The sequence below is a fragment of the Bacillus sp. NMCC46 genome (genome assembly GCF_002998465.1).
Taxonomy (GTDB): domain Bacteria; phylum Bacillota; class Bacilli; order Bacillales; family Bacillaceae; genus Bacillus.
Genome location: NZ_PVQZ01000003.1, coordinates 162,239 through 177,994, shown reverse-complemented (window position 1 = coordinate 177,994; position 15,756 = coordinate 162,239). Strand labels below are relative to the sequence as shown.

The window sequence follows — 15,756 nt, the reverse complement described above, 5'->3', positions numbered from 1 at the left end:
TTGTCATGATGGCAAAGGGTGCTTTTCATTTGCGAAAAGCTTCTGATCCAGCCTTGATTTGTACATCATCAAAAACCCAGACCGTCCGACAGTATAGATGATAAAGGCAAACCATAGTCCGTGATTGTGCCAAATAGGCGTGACCGCTGCTTGAACAACGATAAACAAGATCATCGCAAACAGCATCGAATTTCTGACAGGGGCAATTTCTGTCGCACCTGTAAATACGCCGTATATGACCAAACCGAAACAAGCGGCAAACGGATAGAGAACGAGCCAGTCTGCATAGCCTAATGTCACATCAAGAAGCCGGGGAAGATTTGTAAACAAGCTCAAGATCGGCTCTTTTAAGAGAAAATAAACCGACGCAATGGCGCATGCCATGACAAGTGCCCACTGTCTCGAAAGAGTTAAAGTTCTTTCATAAAGGGTACGGTCATTTGCACCAACTGATCTGCCCACAAGGATGCTGGATGCATTGGCAAAACCATCGAACAAATAAGCCATGATGTAGTGAATTTGAAATAAGATGGCATTGGCCGCCAGCATCTCTGTTCCAAAAGAAGCACCTTTTGCTGTAAACATGTTAATCACCACTAGCAGACAAATCGTCCGAATAAACAAATCTTTATTCACATGAAACATTTTCTGAACTGCCTGTGTATCCATGATTTTCTTAAGAGAAGGCATCTGGAACCCGTTTTTTGAATGCTTCATGATGATCCATGCGCCTAGCACAAAGGCGGTTAATTCAGATATCAATGTCGCAGCCGCCACCCCTTTGACTGCAAACGAAAACACATGAACAAGCAGAAGGGCAAGGACCATATTCATGACATTGATCAAGATTTGTAAAGAGAGGGCTTCTTTCATTTTTGCCATTCCCATCAGCCACCCTAATATCACATAATTCATCAAGGTAAACGGGGCACCCCAAATACGAATATGAAAATAATCTGCTGCAAATTGCCGGACATCCGCAGCGGGAGAAATCACTAGAAAAGCAGATTGAATAATTGGCCATTGCAGGGCAATAAAACAAAGGCCGACAATGATGGCGATTAAAAAAGGTCTTAGAAAAGCAAGTACGCCCTGCTCCTCACTCTGCGCCCCGTTTGCCTGGGCGGCAAAAGCAGATGTACTCACCCGCAAAAAACCAAAGAGCCAATATAGTGTACTGAAAATGAGACTGCCAACCGCGACGCCTCCAATATAAGCGGGATTGGCGAGCTGACCGACAACTGCTGTATCAACAGCTCCAAGTAATGGAGTGGTCATCGTTGAGATGGTTAAAGGAATGGCCAAAGCTAAATACGCTCGATGGTTCACGATGCCACCTGCCTTTCATGAAAAATAGCCTCTTCTAAAAGAGGCGTTGATGAAATGAAGATTTACCGAACCGGTCTGCCAATTGTTCGGGACAAAGGATGGTCTGCGAGCATTGCATCTCTCATTTTCTGCACCGCTGTCTCTTCTGATGAAAAGAAATCATCCTTTGATTGAAATTGAGCAACAAGTTCACCTTGATCCAATATCGCCAATTGATCACTTACATGATAGGCTGCCGTCATATCATGTGTAATAAATAAGTAAGCGACACCCAGTTCCTTCTTTAATTCTACTAATAAATCTAAAATGACAGCCTGTGTAACCATGTCTAAGCTGCTGACGGATTCATCCAGTACGACGAGCTTTGGCTGCAGCAATAAGGCTCTTGCGATGTTGATCCTTTGCAGCTGGCCGCCGCTGAATTGATGCGGATATTTAGACAAGTCCTTTTCACTGAGCCCGACTCTTTCCAGCCAGTGAATCAACACGTTTTTGCGTTCTTGTCGGCTCATAGCTTCATAGTTTTCAAGCGGCTCGGATAAAATTTGTTCGACTGTCCACCTTGGATTCACCGCCGAATATGAATCTTGAAACACCGCTTGCACATGCCGGCGATAATGTTTGCGTGTTCGCTGATCTGCACAATATATATCCTGCCCTTCAAAAAGGACCTGACCGGCTCTTGGTTTCTCTAGACCAAGTATGATGCGGCCTAGTGTACTTTTCCCTGCGCCGCTTTGCCCCAGCAATCCGAGGCATGTGCCTTCTTCAATGATTAAATTGACGCCGCTTAAGACTTGGTCTGCGCCTTTTTTTCTCATCAGAAACGACCGGCTGTTGTATGAATGACTAACTGCTTTCACTTCTAATAAATGCAAGGGCCTTCTCACCTCAAATCGGGCAAACAGCTGGGATGGATGGACGAGCTGCTAATAGTTTCTTTGTATAATCATGCTTGGGGTTTTCAAAAAGCTCAAGCACTTCTGCCTTTTCAACCATTTCTCCTTGTCTCATGACGACAACCTGATCTGCCATTTCTGCAATGACGCCAAGATCGTGAGTAATGAGCAAAATGGCAGTTCCATACTCATGACGAATTTGGTTTAGGTGCTCAAGCACCAGCTTCTGCGTGTGTACATCTAAAGCAGTTGTTGGTTCATCTGCTATGAGAAGAGGCGGGTGCATGCAGGCAGCCATGGCAATCATGACACGCTGCAGCATACCGCCACTTAGTTCAAAGGGATACTTGTTTAACAGCTTATCTGGCTGCGGCAGATTCATCTGCGCTAACGCATCCATTGCCTTCGCTTGTGCCTGCCTTTTACTGACAGCGGTATGCCGGCGGATGGTTTCAATCAGCTGATGACCGATCGACCATACTGGTGTAAAGCTGTTCATTGGATTTTGCATAATATATGAGATGTCTTTGCCCCGAATAGAGCGCATATCCTTTTCACTCATACCGATCAATTCTCGTCCTTGTAATGTGATGCTGCCAGTGACTTCCGTTGTTTTCCGGTCAAGCATATGTAAGATCGACATACTTGTCACCGTTTTCCCGCAGCCGCTCTCACCTATTAATCCAACGATTTGACCACGCCCTACTTCAAACGATACGTCCTGAATAAGAGAGGTTGTCCCATGAGGCGTTTTCGTCTGCACATGCAGGTTCTCTATTTGTAAAATGGACTCTTGCACATCGATCATTCCTTTACACACGGCGTTTGATACCATATTTCTCTGAGAGGGCCTCTCCTAGTAAATTAAAGAGGACCACGACAGCCATGATCACAAGACCTGGGTACAGCATCAACTGAGGATTCGTTTGAATGTACGACTTCCCTTCATGGATCATCGCTCCCCATTCAGGCATAGGAGGCTGAACGCCTAATCCGAGAAAGGACATCGCAGAAATGTCCATAATCGCCCAGCCCATTTCGAGTGTACCTATGACCGCGAGTGGCGGCAGGACATTTGGAATCATATGCTTTCTCATGATGTTCCAGTGGGACGTCCCGCTGATTTTTGCGGCAGCAATAAAGTTCTGTTCTTTTAAACTCAGCACCATTCCTCGAAAGACGCGAGCATAGTATACCCATTGTACCAGCATCAAGGCAAGCACTACTTGAGAAAGTCCAGGACCGAAGATGCCGACTAATCCAAGAATCAGCACCAGGTTCGGGAATGCCATGATCCCGTCACAGATTCTCATCAAGACGTGATCGATCCAGCCGCCTTTATAACCTGACAACAAACCAACGATTAACCCAATCAATAAAGAAGAGAGAAAGATTAATAACGCACAGCCTAGTGAAACACGTGCACCATATAAAATTCGAGATAAATTGCATCGGCCTAATTGATCTGTCCCAAGAGGATACTCCCACGAAGACCCCTTTAGCTTCATCGCTAGATTGACAGCCGCCGGATCATGTGGAGCGATCCACGGTGCACATACTGTCACAATCAGCAATAGACCAAGGAGCACCACACAGATCGAGATCATCTTTTGATGAGAGAAGAGATATTTTCCTTTTGTCATCATGGGTGGCGGCCTTCCTTTCTGGAAATACGGGGGTCAATGATCAGCTGGAGCAAGTCCACAATCAAGCTGCTCAAGATAAAGATACATGCTGCCATGAGGACATAGAATTGAATGACCGGCAGATCCCGGTTAAAGATCGCTTCAATAAAGAAGCGCCCAAACCCCGGCCATGAAAAAACCGCCTCTACGATAATGGTTCCTGTCAGCAGCTTGCCAAGATTCACCCCAAGCCCTGTCAGCATTGGCGATATAGCGATTCTCAATACATGCTTGAACATGATCGACCGTTCCTTTAATCCTCTGATTCTCGCATATTGAACAAAAGGCTCTTGAAGCGCCTCACTCACACTTGATCGTAATAGCCTTGTATACGTAGCAATTAAAGGGACGGCCAGTGTGATCGACGGCAGGATGAGATGCTCCCATGTTCCGACCCCTTCAACTGGTAAAAGATCGAGCTTCACTGAAAAAAAGAAGATGAGCAAATACCCCAAGACAAACGTCGGGATAGATGCTCCTAAAAAAGAAATAAGCCGGCTCATATGATCAACGACGCCATTTTTCCTCATGCCGCTGAAAAAGCCGAGCGGAATGCTGACACAAATAGCTATCAGCAGACTAGTCAGCGCCAATTGAATCGTCGCTGGTATTCTATAGATCACCTCATTGAGCACAGGCTGGTTCGACATATACGACTGGCCAAAATCAAGGTGAATGACTTTTTCAATGGTGTGAAGATACTGCATATAAAACGGTTGGTCTAAACCAAATTCACTTCGTTTTTGCGCTAAAATTTCATCCGTAGGCTGGATATGAGCCGCTGCTAAATATGCCTCAGCCGGGTCAACTGGTGAAAGGTGAATCATACCAGTCGTAAAAAGTGTGGCTAATAAAAATACAGGGATGATTGATAGCATGCGTTTGACGATATAGCGGCCCATTTCCTTACCTTCCTTCTATTACTTCAGCTTAATGCCTGTGAATGGATGTTCATCGCGATTTGCTGGGAACTCAAAGTCCTTCACATTTTTTTGATAAACGGCTGTCTTTTTAAAATAAGAGATTGGCACAATCGCCCCTTGATCCTGTAATGAAGATAACACAGACGAATAAAGTGCTTTTCGTTTGTTTTCATTGGTTGTTGATGGAATTTCGCTCATTTCTTTGATCAGCTTGTCCTTATTTGGATAGGCTGAGATGGCTTCTTTGAATCCAAAACCATCTGATGAGACGACGTTCATAAATGTATGCGGATCATAAGGCGCTCCGTAGTTGCTAAAGAAGTTCATATCAAATTTGTTGGCTTTAAAGCGCTGCACTTGTGTTGCCAGCTCCACACCTTCAAGTTTGACGCCAACGCCAATGGCTCCCCATTCTGCTTGAAGCGTCTCAGCCATCGCTTTTTGAATCGATTCTGCTGAGTCATACATCATACTAAATTCAAGCGCTTTTCCATCTTTTTCACGAACGGTTTTTCCTTTTGGAAGTGTCCAGCCTGCTTCATCCAGCAATGCTTTCGCTTTGTCTACATCATACTGGAAAGACTTCACCTTAATATCAGATGTGTAAGGCATGTTGGTCGGCAATATGTGATCTGCTTCATCCTCTAAGCCAGAGGTGACACCTTCTACCATTGATTTCTTATTAATAGCATATTGAAGGGCATGACGCACTTTCTCATCTGACAGCTGATCCACTTTTGTGTTCATGACAAGCTGTCTCGTTGCTACAGGCTCTGACATTTTTGTTTCATACTTGCCGCTCGCCTCTAGCTGTTTGTAGGCATCAAGGCTAATGGTTCCTTCTCCGTAAAGGACATCTACATTGCCTTTTTCAAATGCCATGACTCTCGTTTCCGCATCTGGGATCACCTTGACTTTGATTTCTTTAACCTTTGGTTTTTCTCCCCAATAATGGTCATTTCGTTCGAAAATGGCATAGTCATCTTTTTGGTATGTTTTTAATACCCAAGGGCCTGTCCCCACTGGTTTTTCAATTCCTTTTGACGTATCTCCGTTTTTAGGGAAGCCTGCTTCGCCTAAGAAACGAACCGGGCGGACAACTGCTAATTCTTGAACAGTTGGATAATATGGCTCTGTTAATGTGAGTTTAAACGTTTTCTTGTCTACTGCTTCTGTCTTTTTGATTTTTTTTATAACACCTAACCAGCTATGTATATCCTTGTTTTTTAAGATGGAATCAAAGTTCTTTTTCACAATGTTAGCATTAAACTCAGATCCATCTGAGAACGTCACATTGTCTCTTAAATGAAAAGTATACACCTTGCCATCCTTTGAAACATCCCATGATTTCGCTAATTCAGGTTTTAGCTTTCCATTCTTTTGATAGCTGACCAATGGCTCATAAATCATTGATTGTGCAAACAATTGTGATGGGTTGTATACGTGCGGATTCATTTCGCCAATATCTCTCGGCCAAGCCATCGTGATCATGTCAGGATGATCCTTGTTTCCACCTGCTCCATTGTTTGCTTGAGAGCAGCCTACTAATAAAAAGATCAGCAGGAAAGGTAATACTGTATTTATTTTAATTTTCGGAAAAAAATGACTCCAAATAGACATAAGATGTTCCTCCTAATTGACGCTGATAATCATTTTCATTTTAAGGAGGAAGGACCCCTTTGTCAATATCATATTTAAAACGAATTGACAATACATATACCTATTTATTCCATTAATTGATGAATTTGATAGAAAGAGAGACAGGCTGCTTACGAATGAGCAGCCTGTGAAGAGGTGAATGTTTTTTCTCGCAGGGCATTACGAAGTGTGTCAATGATACGATCCTGTTCAGCTTCTGTCATACTTGTTCCAGAGGGGAGACAAAGCCCTGTTTCAAATAACAACTCAGATACGGGAGTGCCTTTCGCTGCTGAATAAAAAGGACAATCACGAAAGAGCGGCTGCTGGTGCAGCGGCTTCCATACACGCCTTGCTTCGATCTGTTCTTTTTCTAGTGCAGCAATGATGTCCACTGGAGACGTTCTCTTATCACGATCAATAGTCAATGTCGTCAGCCAGCGGTTGGACTTGGTGCCTTGATATTCTGGCATGAAATACAGGCCCTCTACCTTAGATAAAGCATCCTGATAACGCTTGAAAATGCGTCGCTTCTGTTCAACACGCTCGTCCAATATTTCCATCTGAGCAATCCCGACGCCTGCTAGCAGGTTGCTCATGCGATAGTTGTATCCTATCTCTTGATGCTCATAATGCATGGCGCGTTCTCTAGCCTGTGAAGCGAGAAAGCGGCAGCGTTCGATCGCAGCTTCATCATCACTCACAAGCATACCGCCACCTGATGTTGTAATGATTTTATTTCCATTAAACGAATAGACACCGAACCTGCCCATTGAGCCGCTTTTTTTCCCTTTATATAGAGCACCTAACGATTCAGCCGCATCCTCAATGACTGGTACATCATATGCTTCACACAACGCCAGAATCTCGTCCATTTTTGCGCTTTGTCCATATAAATGCACGACAATAACAGCACGGGGTCTTTTTCCAAGTCGTTTTGATTCCACAAAGGCTTTCTCTAAAGCAAGCGGGCACATATTCCATGTATCTCTTTCAGAATCAATAAAAACAGGCGTCGCTTGTTCATATAAAATCGGATTTGCAGTTGCAACAAATGTGAGGGTTGAACAAAAGACAACGTCCCCTTTTTGAACACCAATAAGCTTTAAGGCGAGGTGAATCGCTGCTGTTCCTGAAGATAAAGCCGCTCCTGTCTTCACTCCTGCATAGCCCGCGACTGCCTGCTCAAATTCATTCACCAGAGGTCCAAGCGGCGCAATCCAGTTGCTCTTGAAGGCTTCCTCTATTTTCAGATACTCTTTTCCGCTCATATGCGGAGGCGATAAGTAAATTCGTTTCCTTTCTTGCATCATTTCCCACCTTCTCTCCGATCTTTGATTTCTATTGCAGGAATGCCTACAGCGACTTTCTGATCGTGTATATCTTTTGTTACTGCGGCTCCTGCGCCAATGATTGTCCAGCTTCCGATCGATATCCCGGGTATCACAACAGCACCTGCCCCAATATGGGTACCCATTCGTACAGACACACAGCCAGTTAACACTGCTCCTGGTGATAGGTGCACAAACGATTCGAGTATACAGTCATGCTCTACGATAGATCCTGTGTTGATAATCGCATGTTCACCGATTGCTGCATCTGCTTGAACTACTGCCCTTGCCATCACGACAGTTCCCCCTCCAATGACCGCTGATGGACTTATGACCGCCTCTGGATGGATGAGCGTGGCAAACGCCTTGTTTTCAAATGAGAGGCGTTCCTTTACTAGCTGTCTCATCTCATTTTGCCCAATAGCAATCAGCCATTTCATATGAGGCATTGTCTCTCTCAGCTGTTGACTCATGGAGATCGGTCCATACAAGATGCCGCTTTGAGTGACCTCCTCTTCAAATTGATCATCTAATACGGCACATAATGAGTAATCGGGATGTGCAACAATCATATCCTGAATGACTTTGCTATGCCCGCCAGCCCCAATTAAACCTATGGGCTGCTCTTTACATATCGGTTCCTTTGAATTTTTCAGCTGTGGCATGATGCGGCTGCTGCACCCCCTCTGTTTTGATGACTTTCAGCAAGGTCATCCATAAAATTTTCATATCAAGCCAAAATGATTGATGCTCGACATACCAGAGGTCATAGGTGAATTTCTCCTCCCAGGAGATCGTGTTCCTTCCATTCACCTGTGCCCATCCAGTAATGCCAGGCTTTACAAGATGGCGCCTTGCTTGCTCCTCTGTATACACCGGCAGATACTCCATCAGAAGAGGCCTTGGTCCAACGAGACTGAGCTCTCCTTTTAGGACATTGACTAATTGCGGCAATTCATCAAGACTGAGCTTGCGAATCAAGGCGCCGGTTTTTGTTAATCGAAGATGATCTGGCAGGAGCCCCCCGTGCTCGTCGCGTTCATCGGTCATCGTCCGAAATTTATACAGCATAAATGGCCGGCCATACAGACCAGGCCGCTTCTGCCGAAACAACACAGGCGTCCCAATTTTCCACCGAATCAGTCCATAAATCAGAAGAAAAAGAAGACTGCCTGCGATGAGCAGCGTCAATGCCACCATCACATCTAACATTCTTTTCATCATTAAATCTCCTTATCTCACTAGCGGGAAACAGCTTGTTTTACCTTATGCACCAGCTGCTGCCGCTCTCGTTTTGTTCCTGCAAATTGATACAAGTAGCCCATATAAAGAATGAAACAAAGACCACCAATACAAAACAGCTCCCACCATGAGGTCACGTCATAAATCGCTTGAATCCCTGCACAGACGCCCCAAATCATGAGCGCTCCTGCAAATGGAACCAATGTATGTTTGTAAAAGATGGTGCGTTTCTGATTCGTGATGCGGGCCGTATAAAATGGCAGAAACACGATATTTTTCATCAATAAAACTATCGCTCCTGCTGATGCAATGCCATATAAGCCAAGCTGAAGCATATGAGTCAATCCATAGGCAAAAAGCACATTGGATACTCCTAATATGAGCGTGACCACCGCTGGAACTTTCAATCGATTAAAAGCGGTCGGCACATATGTCAGCGGTAAAAACATCAAGGTCAAACATAAATAAGCTGCATGTATCATGAGAAGCCATTTCAGCTCTTCAAAGGCAGGTCCAAGCCATAAAAGCATGAGCGGACCGGCGAGCCCTCCTAGTAGAGCGGCTGGGAACGCGACAAATAAACCGCTCCATTTAATGGCACTGGCTGCATATTGGATGAGACCTTCTTTGTCTTGATTCGAGTAAAATTTCGTGATCGTTGGGGCAAATACAACCGCCAGTGTCCCTGCGAGTGTGCGTAATAATAATGGGAACTGTAAAATCGCCGCATACTGTCCCGTCGCTTCCGCTCCAATGAGCAGGTTGGTCATCAATAAGTCAATTTGTAAAAACAACAAAATTCCCATTTGCTCAAAAGAATGCCAGACCCCTGATCGAACAAGTGTGAGACTAGAAGATAATGAGACGTGCCGCCACTTAAACGAAAACCAAGGAATGAGTTTTTTAAAATAATAGATACCGATTCCCATAGCCGCCAAGCTTCCTATGACGGCCGCAAGCGGAATATGCCAGATGGCTGGTGCCGTCCATGTAAACAGCATCACAATCATAAATGCCCTCAAAAACATCTGAATGGCCTGACCAACACTTGATACATATAACTTATTCGCATAAAACGGCGCAGCCCCAATGCCGGACATGACAAAATTGAGCATAAATAAAAGACCCCCTAATATAAAAGCGGTCTGTGTGTCTTTTGCGAGATGACCAGGCACATGAAGCCACTCTACCAGCTGGCGGGACATGAACAGACAAAACAGAAAAAGACTGATCGATAAAAAAATGGAACTAACGAAATAAGATGAGAGATAGCGCTGCGCCTTCTCCATTTCTCCTTTATGAGCCGCCACAGAAAAAAAGCGCACCACAACAGCACTTAATGAAGCCGTAATAACCGATAAATAGTTGATCATATTTTGCGTCAGATGGATTAAGCCGAATGCTTCCACTCCAAGTGTATGAACGATGTACGGTGTTAAACAAACAGACATAAGCATCATCAAGACAAACGTCATGAAGTTTGCACTGGCATTGTAAAGAAATGCTCGATTCATTTTGTTTTCACGCAGCGTTTAAAAGCTTTCATCCAGCTTCCTCTCCCTTTTGTCCGCTCGTTTTCATCAGCTGATGAATCGCCTCTTTCACAGCCGCCTCATTCGGTTCTTTTAATAGCGTCAAAAACGGAAGATGAGCCACCCATTCATACCCTTCCATCACCTTATGATCAAACGACCTGAGGACAACACATGGTGTATGCGTAATCGCACAAAAGATCATGCCATGAAGCCGGTCTGTCACGACGACCTGCGCCTTTCTTAACTCTGTCCATAAGGCAGATAATTCATCTAAGCGAGTCGTTCGATCAACTCGTTTGCCAATTGTCGTTGTGATGAAACCGACTTGATCATACGTCTCTTGAATATGCTGCTGCAGCTGCTGCCGGCTCTCCTTGGTGAGATAGGCTTCCTTATCCTCACGCAGACAAAGCAGAATCCCTTCACGTTTTTGTTCCTTTGATGTTTCGTCTAATGTCAGCACCATATCAGGCTGTTTCCACACATCTTGATCAGGGAAGTGCTGCTTCATCCAAGTATAGGTTGTTTGATCTCTTGCCATGAGAAGCAGCCTTGGATGATGTTTGTATGTCTGAATGGCGCGGCGTTCCTCTCTTTTTCCTCTCTTTGTTTCTGTAAAATGGGCAGTGGCCGGCAGTTGAATCACCGGATAGGACTTGAAGGTCTTCAAGATAAATTGTCTCGTCCATTCTTCATAACGGTATAAGTCCCCCATATTGCCCCCACCGATGATACAGACGATGTCTTCTGGGTGCCGCATACGCTTTAACGGACGGGCGAGGCGATAGATCTCTTTCATGTCCACTTCGATAATGTCATAGGCGGGAAAGTGCTCTTTTAAAAAACAATAACTCGCATAGGCAATCGCATGATCCCCTAAATTATCATGCCCTGGCAGCAGCGTGAGAATGATTTTCTTCTGATGACTCAGCTCTGGCAGGCTTTGGCGGCTCAGTCGATACTCAAGCGGATATTTAACCTTTAAGAGCAGCCACTCTGCGGCGTGCGCCTTCAATTGCTGCAATGTCAATCTCATCACCCCTATTTCCTTGTTTGATATTCGATCCATTTTTGATAGCTAGAAGCGGCGGCAGAAAGCGGATAAACCAGCCGGCACTTAGCAAGGAATAAAATCATTCGCTTTCGAGCGGTGAGCTTCGATGGTTCCACTTGTTTGACGGCATGCAGAAAGGCCTCGTGTGTCACCATTTCCCGCATGTGATCAAGCTTTTCCCGAAGAGAGAGTGCATTTTGGCTCTTCCATTCGTTGAGCATACAATGAAGGGTATGATTGACAATAAAAAAAACAAGTGCCTTTTCATACAGAGAGATGTCATCATATTCTGTCAAAAACAAGCGCTGTGCATGATAAAAGGTCAGTCCATGATGAAAATACTGCTTCTGATATCGCTGCACAATAGAAGACAGATGAACCCGGTAGTAATAAAGAGGTTCATGAACAAAGGCGATGCTGCGTGATAAAGAAAAACAGCGCAGCGTCACATATTGATCTTCTATGTTCTCAAGTTCCCCCCGCAGCGGAAATCGAATGTGATGTTCTTCGATAAAGGCACGCCGATACAGCTTATTCCATGAAAACCCCGTGATGTCTCCGTGCAATAACGCTTCAATTAAACTCGTCTTTTCGGCTGATCGCTCGGCTAACAGCGTCGTTGGTATGGTTCGCTTTGACTGTTCAAATTGAATCCAGTACTCACTGACAACAAGATCTGCGCCGGTCATTTCAGCTTTTTCATACAAGGCTTCACAGTAATGAGGCGCGAGAATATCATCTGAATCAATAAAGGCGATATACGTCCCTTTTGCTTCTTCGATGCCCCGGTTCCTCACAGCGCCTAACCCTTGATTGGTTTGATGAATGACCCGAAAGCGCTGATCTTGCGCAGCAAACGCTTCAAGACATTCTCCGCTGTGATCCGTCGATCCATCATTCACGAGAATCACTTCTATATCTGAAAAACTTTGATCTGCAATTGATTGAAGGCATTGCTCCACATATTGACTCGTATTGTAGACTGCGACCAATAGACTGATAGCTGGCATTACAACATGCCCCACCTTTCTCCAAATCTACTTTGTAAATATCGTCCTGTACGGTAAAACAGATGAATCGAACGGCATCAGCATGATGCTGTACAGAATATAGCAAACAGCAATCCCTACATAGATAAAGACATTAGACCGCTGATCAAAAATACGTGTGAAATATGGCAGTAAAATAAGCTGATACAAGCCAAAATAGATATGAAATCTTGCATAAATGACATCCTTTGTAGCAAGGATGCCAAACAAGAAACCGAGCAAACAAAAATTCACAATGTAATCACTCTCAGGCGTCAGCTCACGAAGTCGTTTTCGATAAAGGAAAGCAAGTAAAAGCGGCAAAACCAACACACCAATTTTTGTCACATTCATTCCATTCGTATTCGTTGTGAGCCATTCCTCGTAATGCCCATATGAACTGCCTTGCAGCATCACGACAAACACGGAAACAAAGCGGTCATAAAGAGCAGTTAACCCTAAGAAAATCATGCATAAGACCAGCATCATCCAAGACCATGCTTTTGTTCTCACGATAAAATACACAGGAATCATGATGAGAGCCGATGAATGAAACAATGAACATACGAGGACAAGCGGAAAATACAATTTCCACTGACCATTGATCACAAGACGGATAGCATAAAAAAGAACCGCAGCCACCATATACTGACGCATGCCATTAAACGAAGCGTAATAATGAAAAGTGCCGAGAAAAAGCAGCATACTCAGCTCAAAGGGACGGCCATATTGAATGAGCGTCTTGATGATAAAAAAATAGGTGATCGCCCCAACCGAGATATACATGATTTGCGGATCACGGGACAGTTGATTGAGCATCCATAAAATAAACGTAAATCCTGGGTCAGTGGCCGCCTTGTCCACACCAAATCCGAATATATGCCAAGGCTTTTCATAATTGACGGAGAACTCATACATCTGTCCATATGTGACAAAATCGGTTCCTACTTTGTACCGAATACCAGCGACAATACAAAGAAACAAAAACGGAAATAACACCAGAATCTTGTTAGGCCGCCATCCGCTTTGAATGGTATCATCACGCCTGCCGTAAAATGCGGCAAAGCTCGACCATAAATAGACCAAAATCATGTTCACCAAATAAACCGCCATCTGCCATTCCTTCCTTACAGTCCATATCCATTCATCACACGTGTGATGTTCTGTTTGACATCAAATCCTCTTTGTTCAAGCTGGGACGTAATGGTCTCTTGAAGAGGAGGCTCTGCATGATATGCTTCAAGCACCGCCTTCATCCATTCATGCGCAGAATCCCGCAGCGACATTCTTTTCACAAGACCGCAGCCTAAATCCACTTCCTCTGTAATATGATCTGAAATCACACAAGGCAATCCAGATGCCTGTGCTTCCACTAATACAAGCGGAAGTCCTTCAAACAAGGACGGCATCACAAATACATCAAATGCTTTCATATACTGCGGAACGTCTGATACGACGCCTGTAAAGACAATGTCGTCTAACAAGCCTGCCTTCTCCGCATATGATTCAACCACCTGCCTCAGTGGTCCATCCCCTACAAGGACAAGTTGAAATGAGACCCCCTGTTTCTTTAAGGTCTGTGCCAGTTCCATAAAAAAAACGTGATTTTTTTGCTCATGAAACCGGCCAATATGACCAATAATCATGCTCTTTTCGTGAAGACCCAGCTGCTTTTTGATCTTCACCTTTTCGTCTGGATCAGGCTGAAAGAAAAGGGATAAATCAATCCCATTCGGCAGCACCTCAACTTGTCCATTCTTCATTTTTTTCTGCCCAAATAAAAAGGAACCGGCATCCTCACCGCATGCAACAAGCTGTGTAGAAAATGCAAAGATCAGCTGGCGAAACCCTTTGAGCATCATATGGTCTACCCAATTTGGCGACTGTTTCCAAGCTGTATTATGCGAATGACAAATCCGCACCTTCACACCCGCCAATTTCGCAGCAAGTGCGGAGAAACCTGTTTGAAAATCCGTATGGGCATGCACTGCCTGATACGGTCCTGTTCGCTTGATTGTCTTTGTCAATGTTTTCACAAATGCCAAAGGAGAGGACGCCCCAATACTTGGGACGTACAAGATGCGTCCCCCGAGCCTTTGAATTTCCTCATCATAATCACAGACATCCTTTCGGTGGGTAATAAAGTCAAATTGAAGGACATTTCTATCGAGTGCACGATAGATGTTCATGATCATCGTTTCAGCCCCGCCGCGGTTCATCCCGCCCACAATATGAAGTACACGCTTTGGCTCACTCATCCCGAATCGTCCCCCCTTTTCAACAAAGACGCCTCCAGCTTCCGCCGATGATAAAATTTCATGATCTTCGGTGATAAACAGGCGCGAACCACCGGCTTTAGTGCAAACAGATAATGAACCGGCGACAATTTTAATAACCAGCATGCTTTTAAAATGAGCCAGGCATTATCCATTGAATATTGAAACTTACGGCGCTGAAAGGCCGCTTCATCCTCTCTCACAAGGTATAACGGCTCTTGTAAATTAAAGCCTTTTCTCCCCGCAGCAAAAAAACGGATCCACAGATCGATATCTTCCATCCGCCTTGTTGTTTTCACAGAGCGATACCCATGTAAAGCCTTGTATGCAGCAGCCCTCATCATAATGGTTCCATGACAAAAAGGAGTCCCTTTTGCCAGCACCTTCCGATCAGGCTCTGAAATAAGTGCACGTACACCTTTTGTACCCGATTCATCAAACACCGTCATCGCCGTACCGACCACATCATATTCAGGATGTGTTTCTAGGAAATGAACCTGTTTTTCTAAACGAACTGATACTGATACATCGTCGCCATCCTGCCGTGCAATCAAGTCTCCCCTTGCTTCAGCTAGACAGCGATTCAGACTGGCAGCAAGCCTTTGATTATGCTCATTGCGGATAAGGCGAATTCTTTCAGGGTCTCGTTTTGTATAAGACAGCACTTTTTCATAGGTGCCGTCTGTTGATGCGTCATCACATATGATGAGCTCCCAATTGTCATATGTTTGATGAAGAATGGATTCAATACTTTCTTCTACTGTGTCTTGGCAATTGTAGACGCCCATGATGATAGACACCTTTGGCTTACGCATG

15 protein-coding genes are annotated in these 15,756 nt (G+C 44.5%); all 15 read right to left on the bottom strand.

Annotated elements, in window-relative coordinates:
- Nucleotides 1–3: 3 nt before the first annotated feature.
- The gene (locus C6Y01_RS10450; RefSeq protein ID WP_034660030.1) at nucleotides 4–1,329 is read right to left on the bottom strand and encodes an MATE family efflux transporter; all 1,326 of its coding nucleotides are present in this window, start codon (nucleotides 1,327–1,329) and stop codon (nucleotides 4–6) included.
- Nucleotides 1,330–1,391: 62 nt separating this feature from the next.
- Nucleotides 1,392–2,207 carry a nickel import ATP-binding protein NikE gene (gene nikE / locus C6Y01_RS10445; protein ID WP_034660031.1) on the bottom strand — a complete coding sequence of 272 codons (816 nt, stop codon included), beginning with the start codon at nucleotides 2,205–2,207 and terminating at the stop codon, nucleotides 1,392–1,394.
- Nucleotides 2,208–2,220: 13 nt separating this feature from the next.
- The gene (locus C6Y01_RS10440) at nucleotides 2,221–3,036 is read right to left on the bottom strand and encodes an ABC transporter ATP-binding protein (protein ID WP_170938419.1); all 816 of its coding nucleotides are present in this window, start codon (nucleotides 3,034–3,036) and stop codon (nucleotides 2,221–2,223) included.
- A gap of 4 nt (nucleotides 3,037–3,040) precedes the next feature.
- Complete coding sequence (gene nikC / locus C6Y01_RS10435; protein ID WP_034660032.1) at nucleotides 3,041–3,874, bottom strand: nickel ABC transporter permease subunit NikC; 834 nt, start codon at nucleotides 3,872–3,874, stop codon at nucleotides 3,041–3,043.
- Nucleotides 3,871–4,815, bottom strand: coding sequence for a nickel ABC transporter permease subunit NikB (nikB, locus tag C6Y01_RS10430; protein WP_095285770.1), 945 nt, complete (start codon nucleotides 4,813–4,815; stop codon nucleotides 3,871–3,873). Before nikB ends, nikC begins: the two co-directional genes overlap by 4 nt.
- Nucleotides 4,816–4,833: 18 nt before the next feature.
- Nucleotides 4,834–6,456 (bottom strand): nickel ABC transporter substrate-binding protein, encoded by a 1,623-nt coding sequence (gene nikA / locus C6Y01_RS10425; protein WP_106038182.1) that lies wholly within the window; start codon nucleotides 6,454–6,456, stop codon nucleotides 4,834–4,836.
- A gap of 149 nt (nucleotides 6,457–6,605) precedes the next feature.
- Complete coding sequence (locus C6Y01_RS10420; protein ID WP_034660036.1) at nucleotides 6,606–7,784, bottom strand: DegT/DnrJ/EryC1/StrS family aminotransferase; 1,179 nt, start codon at nucleotides 7,782–7,784, stop codon at nucleotides 6,606–6,608.
- Complete coding sequence (locus C6Y01_RS10415; RefSeq protein ID WP_106036505.1) at nucleotides 7,784–8,470, bottom strand: acetyltransferase; 687 nt, start codon at nucleotides 8,468–8,470, stop codon at nucleotides 7,784–7,786. The genes C6Y01_RS10420 and C6Y01_RS10415 overlap by 1 nt, the downstream gene beginning before the upstream one ends.
- Entirely contained in the window at nucleotides 8,433–9,026 is a 594-nt protein-coding gene (locus C6Y01_RS10410; protein WP_317615138.1) for a sugar transferase, read from the bottom strand. The genes C6Y01_RS10415 and C6Y01_RS10410 overlap by 38 nt, the downstream gene beginning before the upstream one ends.
- A 20-nt stretch (nucleotides 9,027–9,046) precedes the next feature.
- The gene (locus C6Y01_RS10405; RefSeq protein WP_106038180.1) at nucleotides 9,047–10,561 is read right to left on the bottom strand and encodes an MATE family efflux transporter; all 1,515 of its coding nucleotides are present in this window, start codon (nucleotides 10,559–10,561) and stop codon (nucleotides 9,047–9,049) included.
- Between the two features lie 28 nt (nucleotides 10,562–10,589).
- Nucleotides 10,590–11,618 (bottom strand): polysaccharide pyruvyl transferase family protein, encoded by a 1,029-nt coding sequence (locus C6Y01_RS10400; RefSeq protein ID WP_106038179.1) that lies wholly within the window; start codon nucleotides 11,616–11,618, stop codon nucleotides 10,590–10,592.
- 5 nt (nucleotides 11,619–11,623) lie between these two features.
- Complete coding sequence (locus C6Y01_RS10395) at nucleotides 11,624–12,646, bottom strand: glycosyltransferase family 2 protein (protein WP_106038178.1); 1,023 nt, start codon at nucleotides 12,644–12,646, stop codon at nucleotides 11,624–11,626.
- A 27-nt stretch (nucleotides 12,647–12,673) separates the two neighbouring features.
- Nucleotides 12,674–13,777, bottom strand: coding sequence for an EpsG family protein (locus C6Y01_RS10390; protein WP_034660042.1), 1,104 nt, complete (start codon nucleotides 13,775–13,777; stop codon nucleotides 12,674–12,676).
- Nucleotides 13,778–13,791: 14 nt separating this feature from the next.
- The gene (locus tag C6Y01_RS10385) at nucleotides 13,792–14,922 is read right to left on the bottom strand and encodes a glycosyltransferase family 1 protein (protein WP_106038177.1); all 1,131 of its coding nucleotides are present in this window, start codon (nucleotides 14,920–14,922) and stop codon (nucleotides 13,792–13,794) included.
- Nucleotides 14,919–15,755, bottom strand: a complete 837-nt coding sequence (gene epsE, locus C6Y01_RS10380; RefSeq protein ID WP_106036502.1) for a glycosyltransferase EpsE — start codon at nucleotides 15,753–15,755, stop codon at nucleotides 14,919–14,921. The genes C6Y01_RS10385 and epsE overlap by 4 nt, the downstream gene beginning before the upstream one ends.
- Nucleotide 15,756 lies beyond the last annotated feature (1 nt).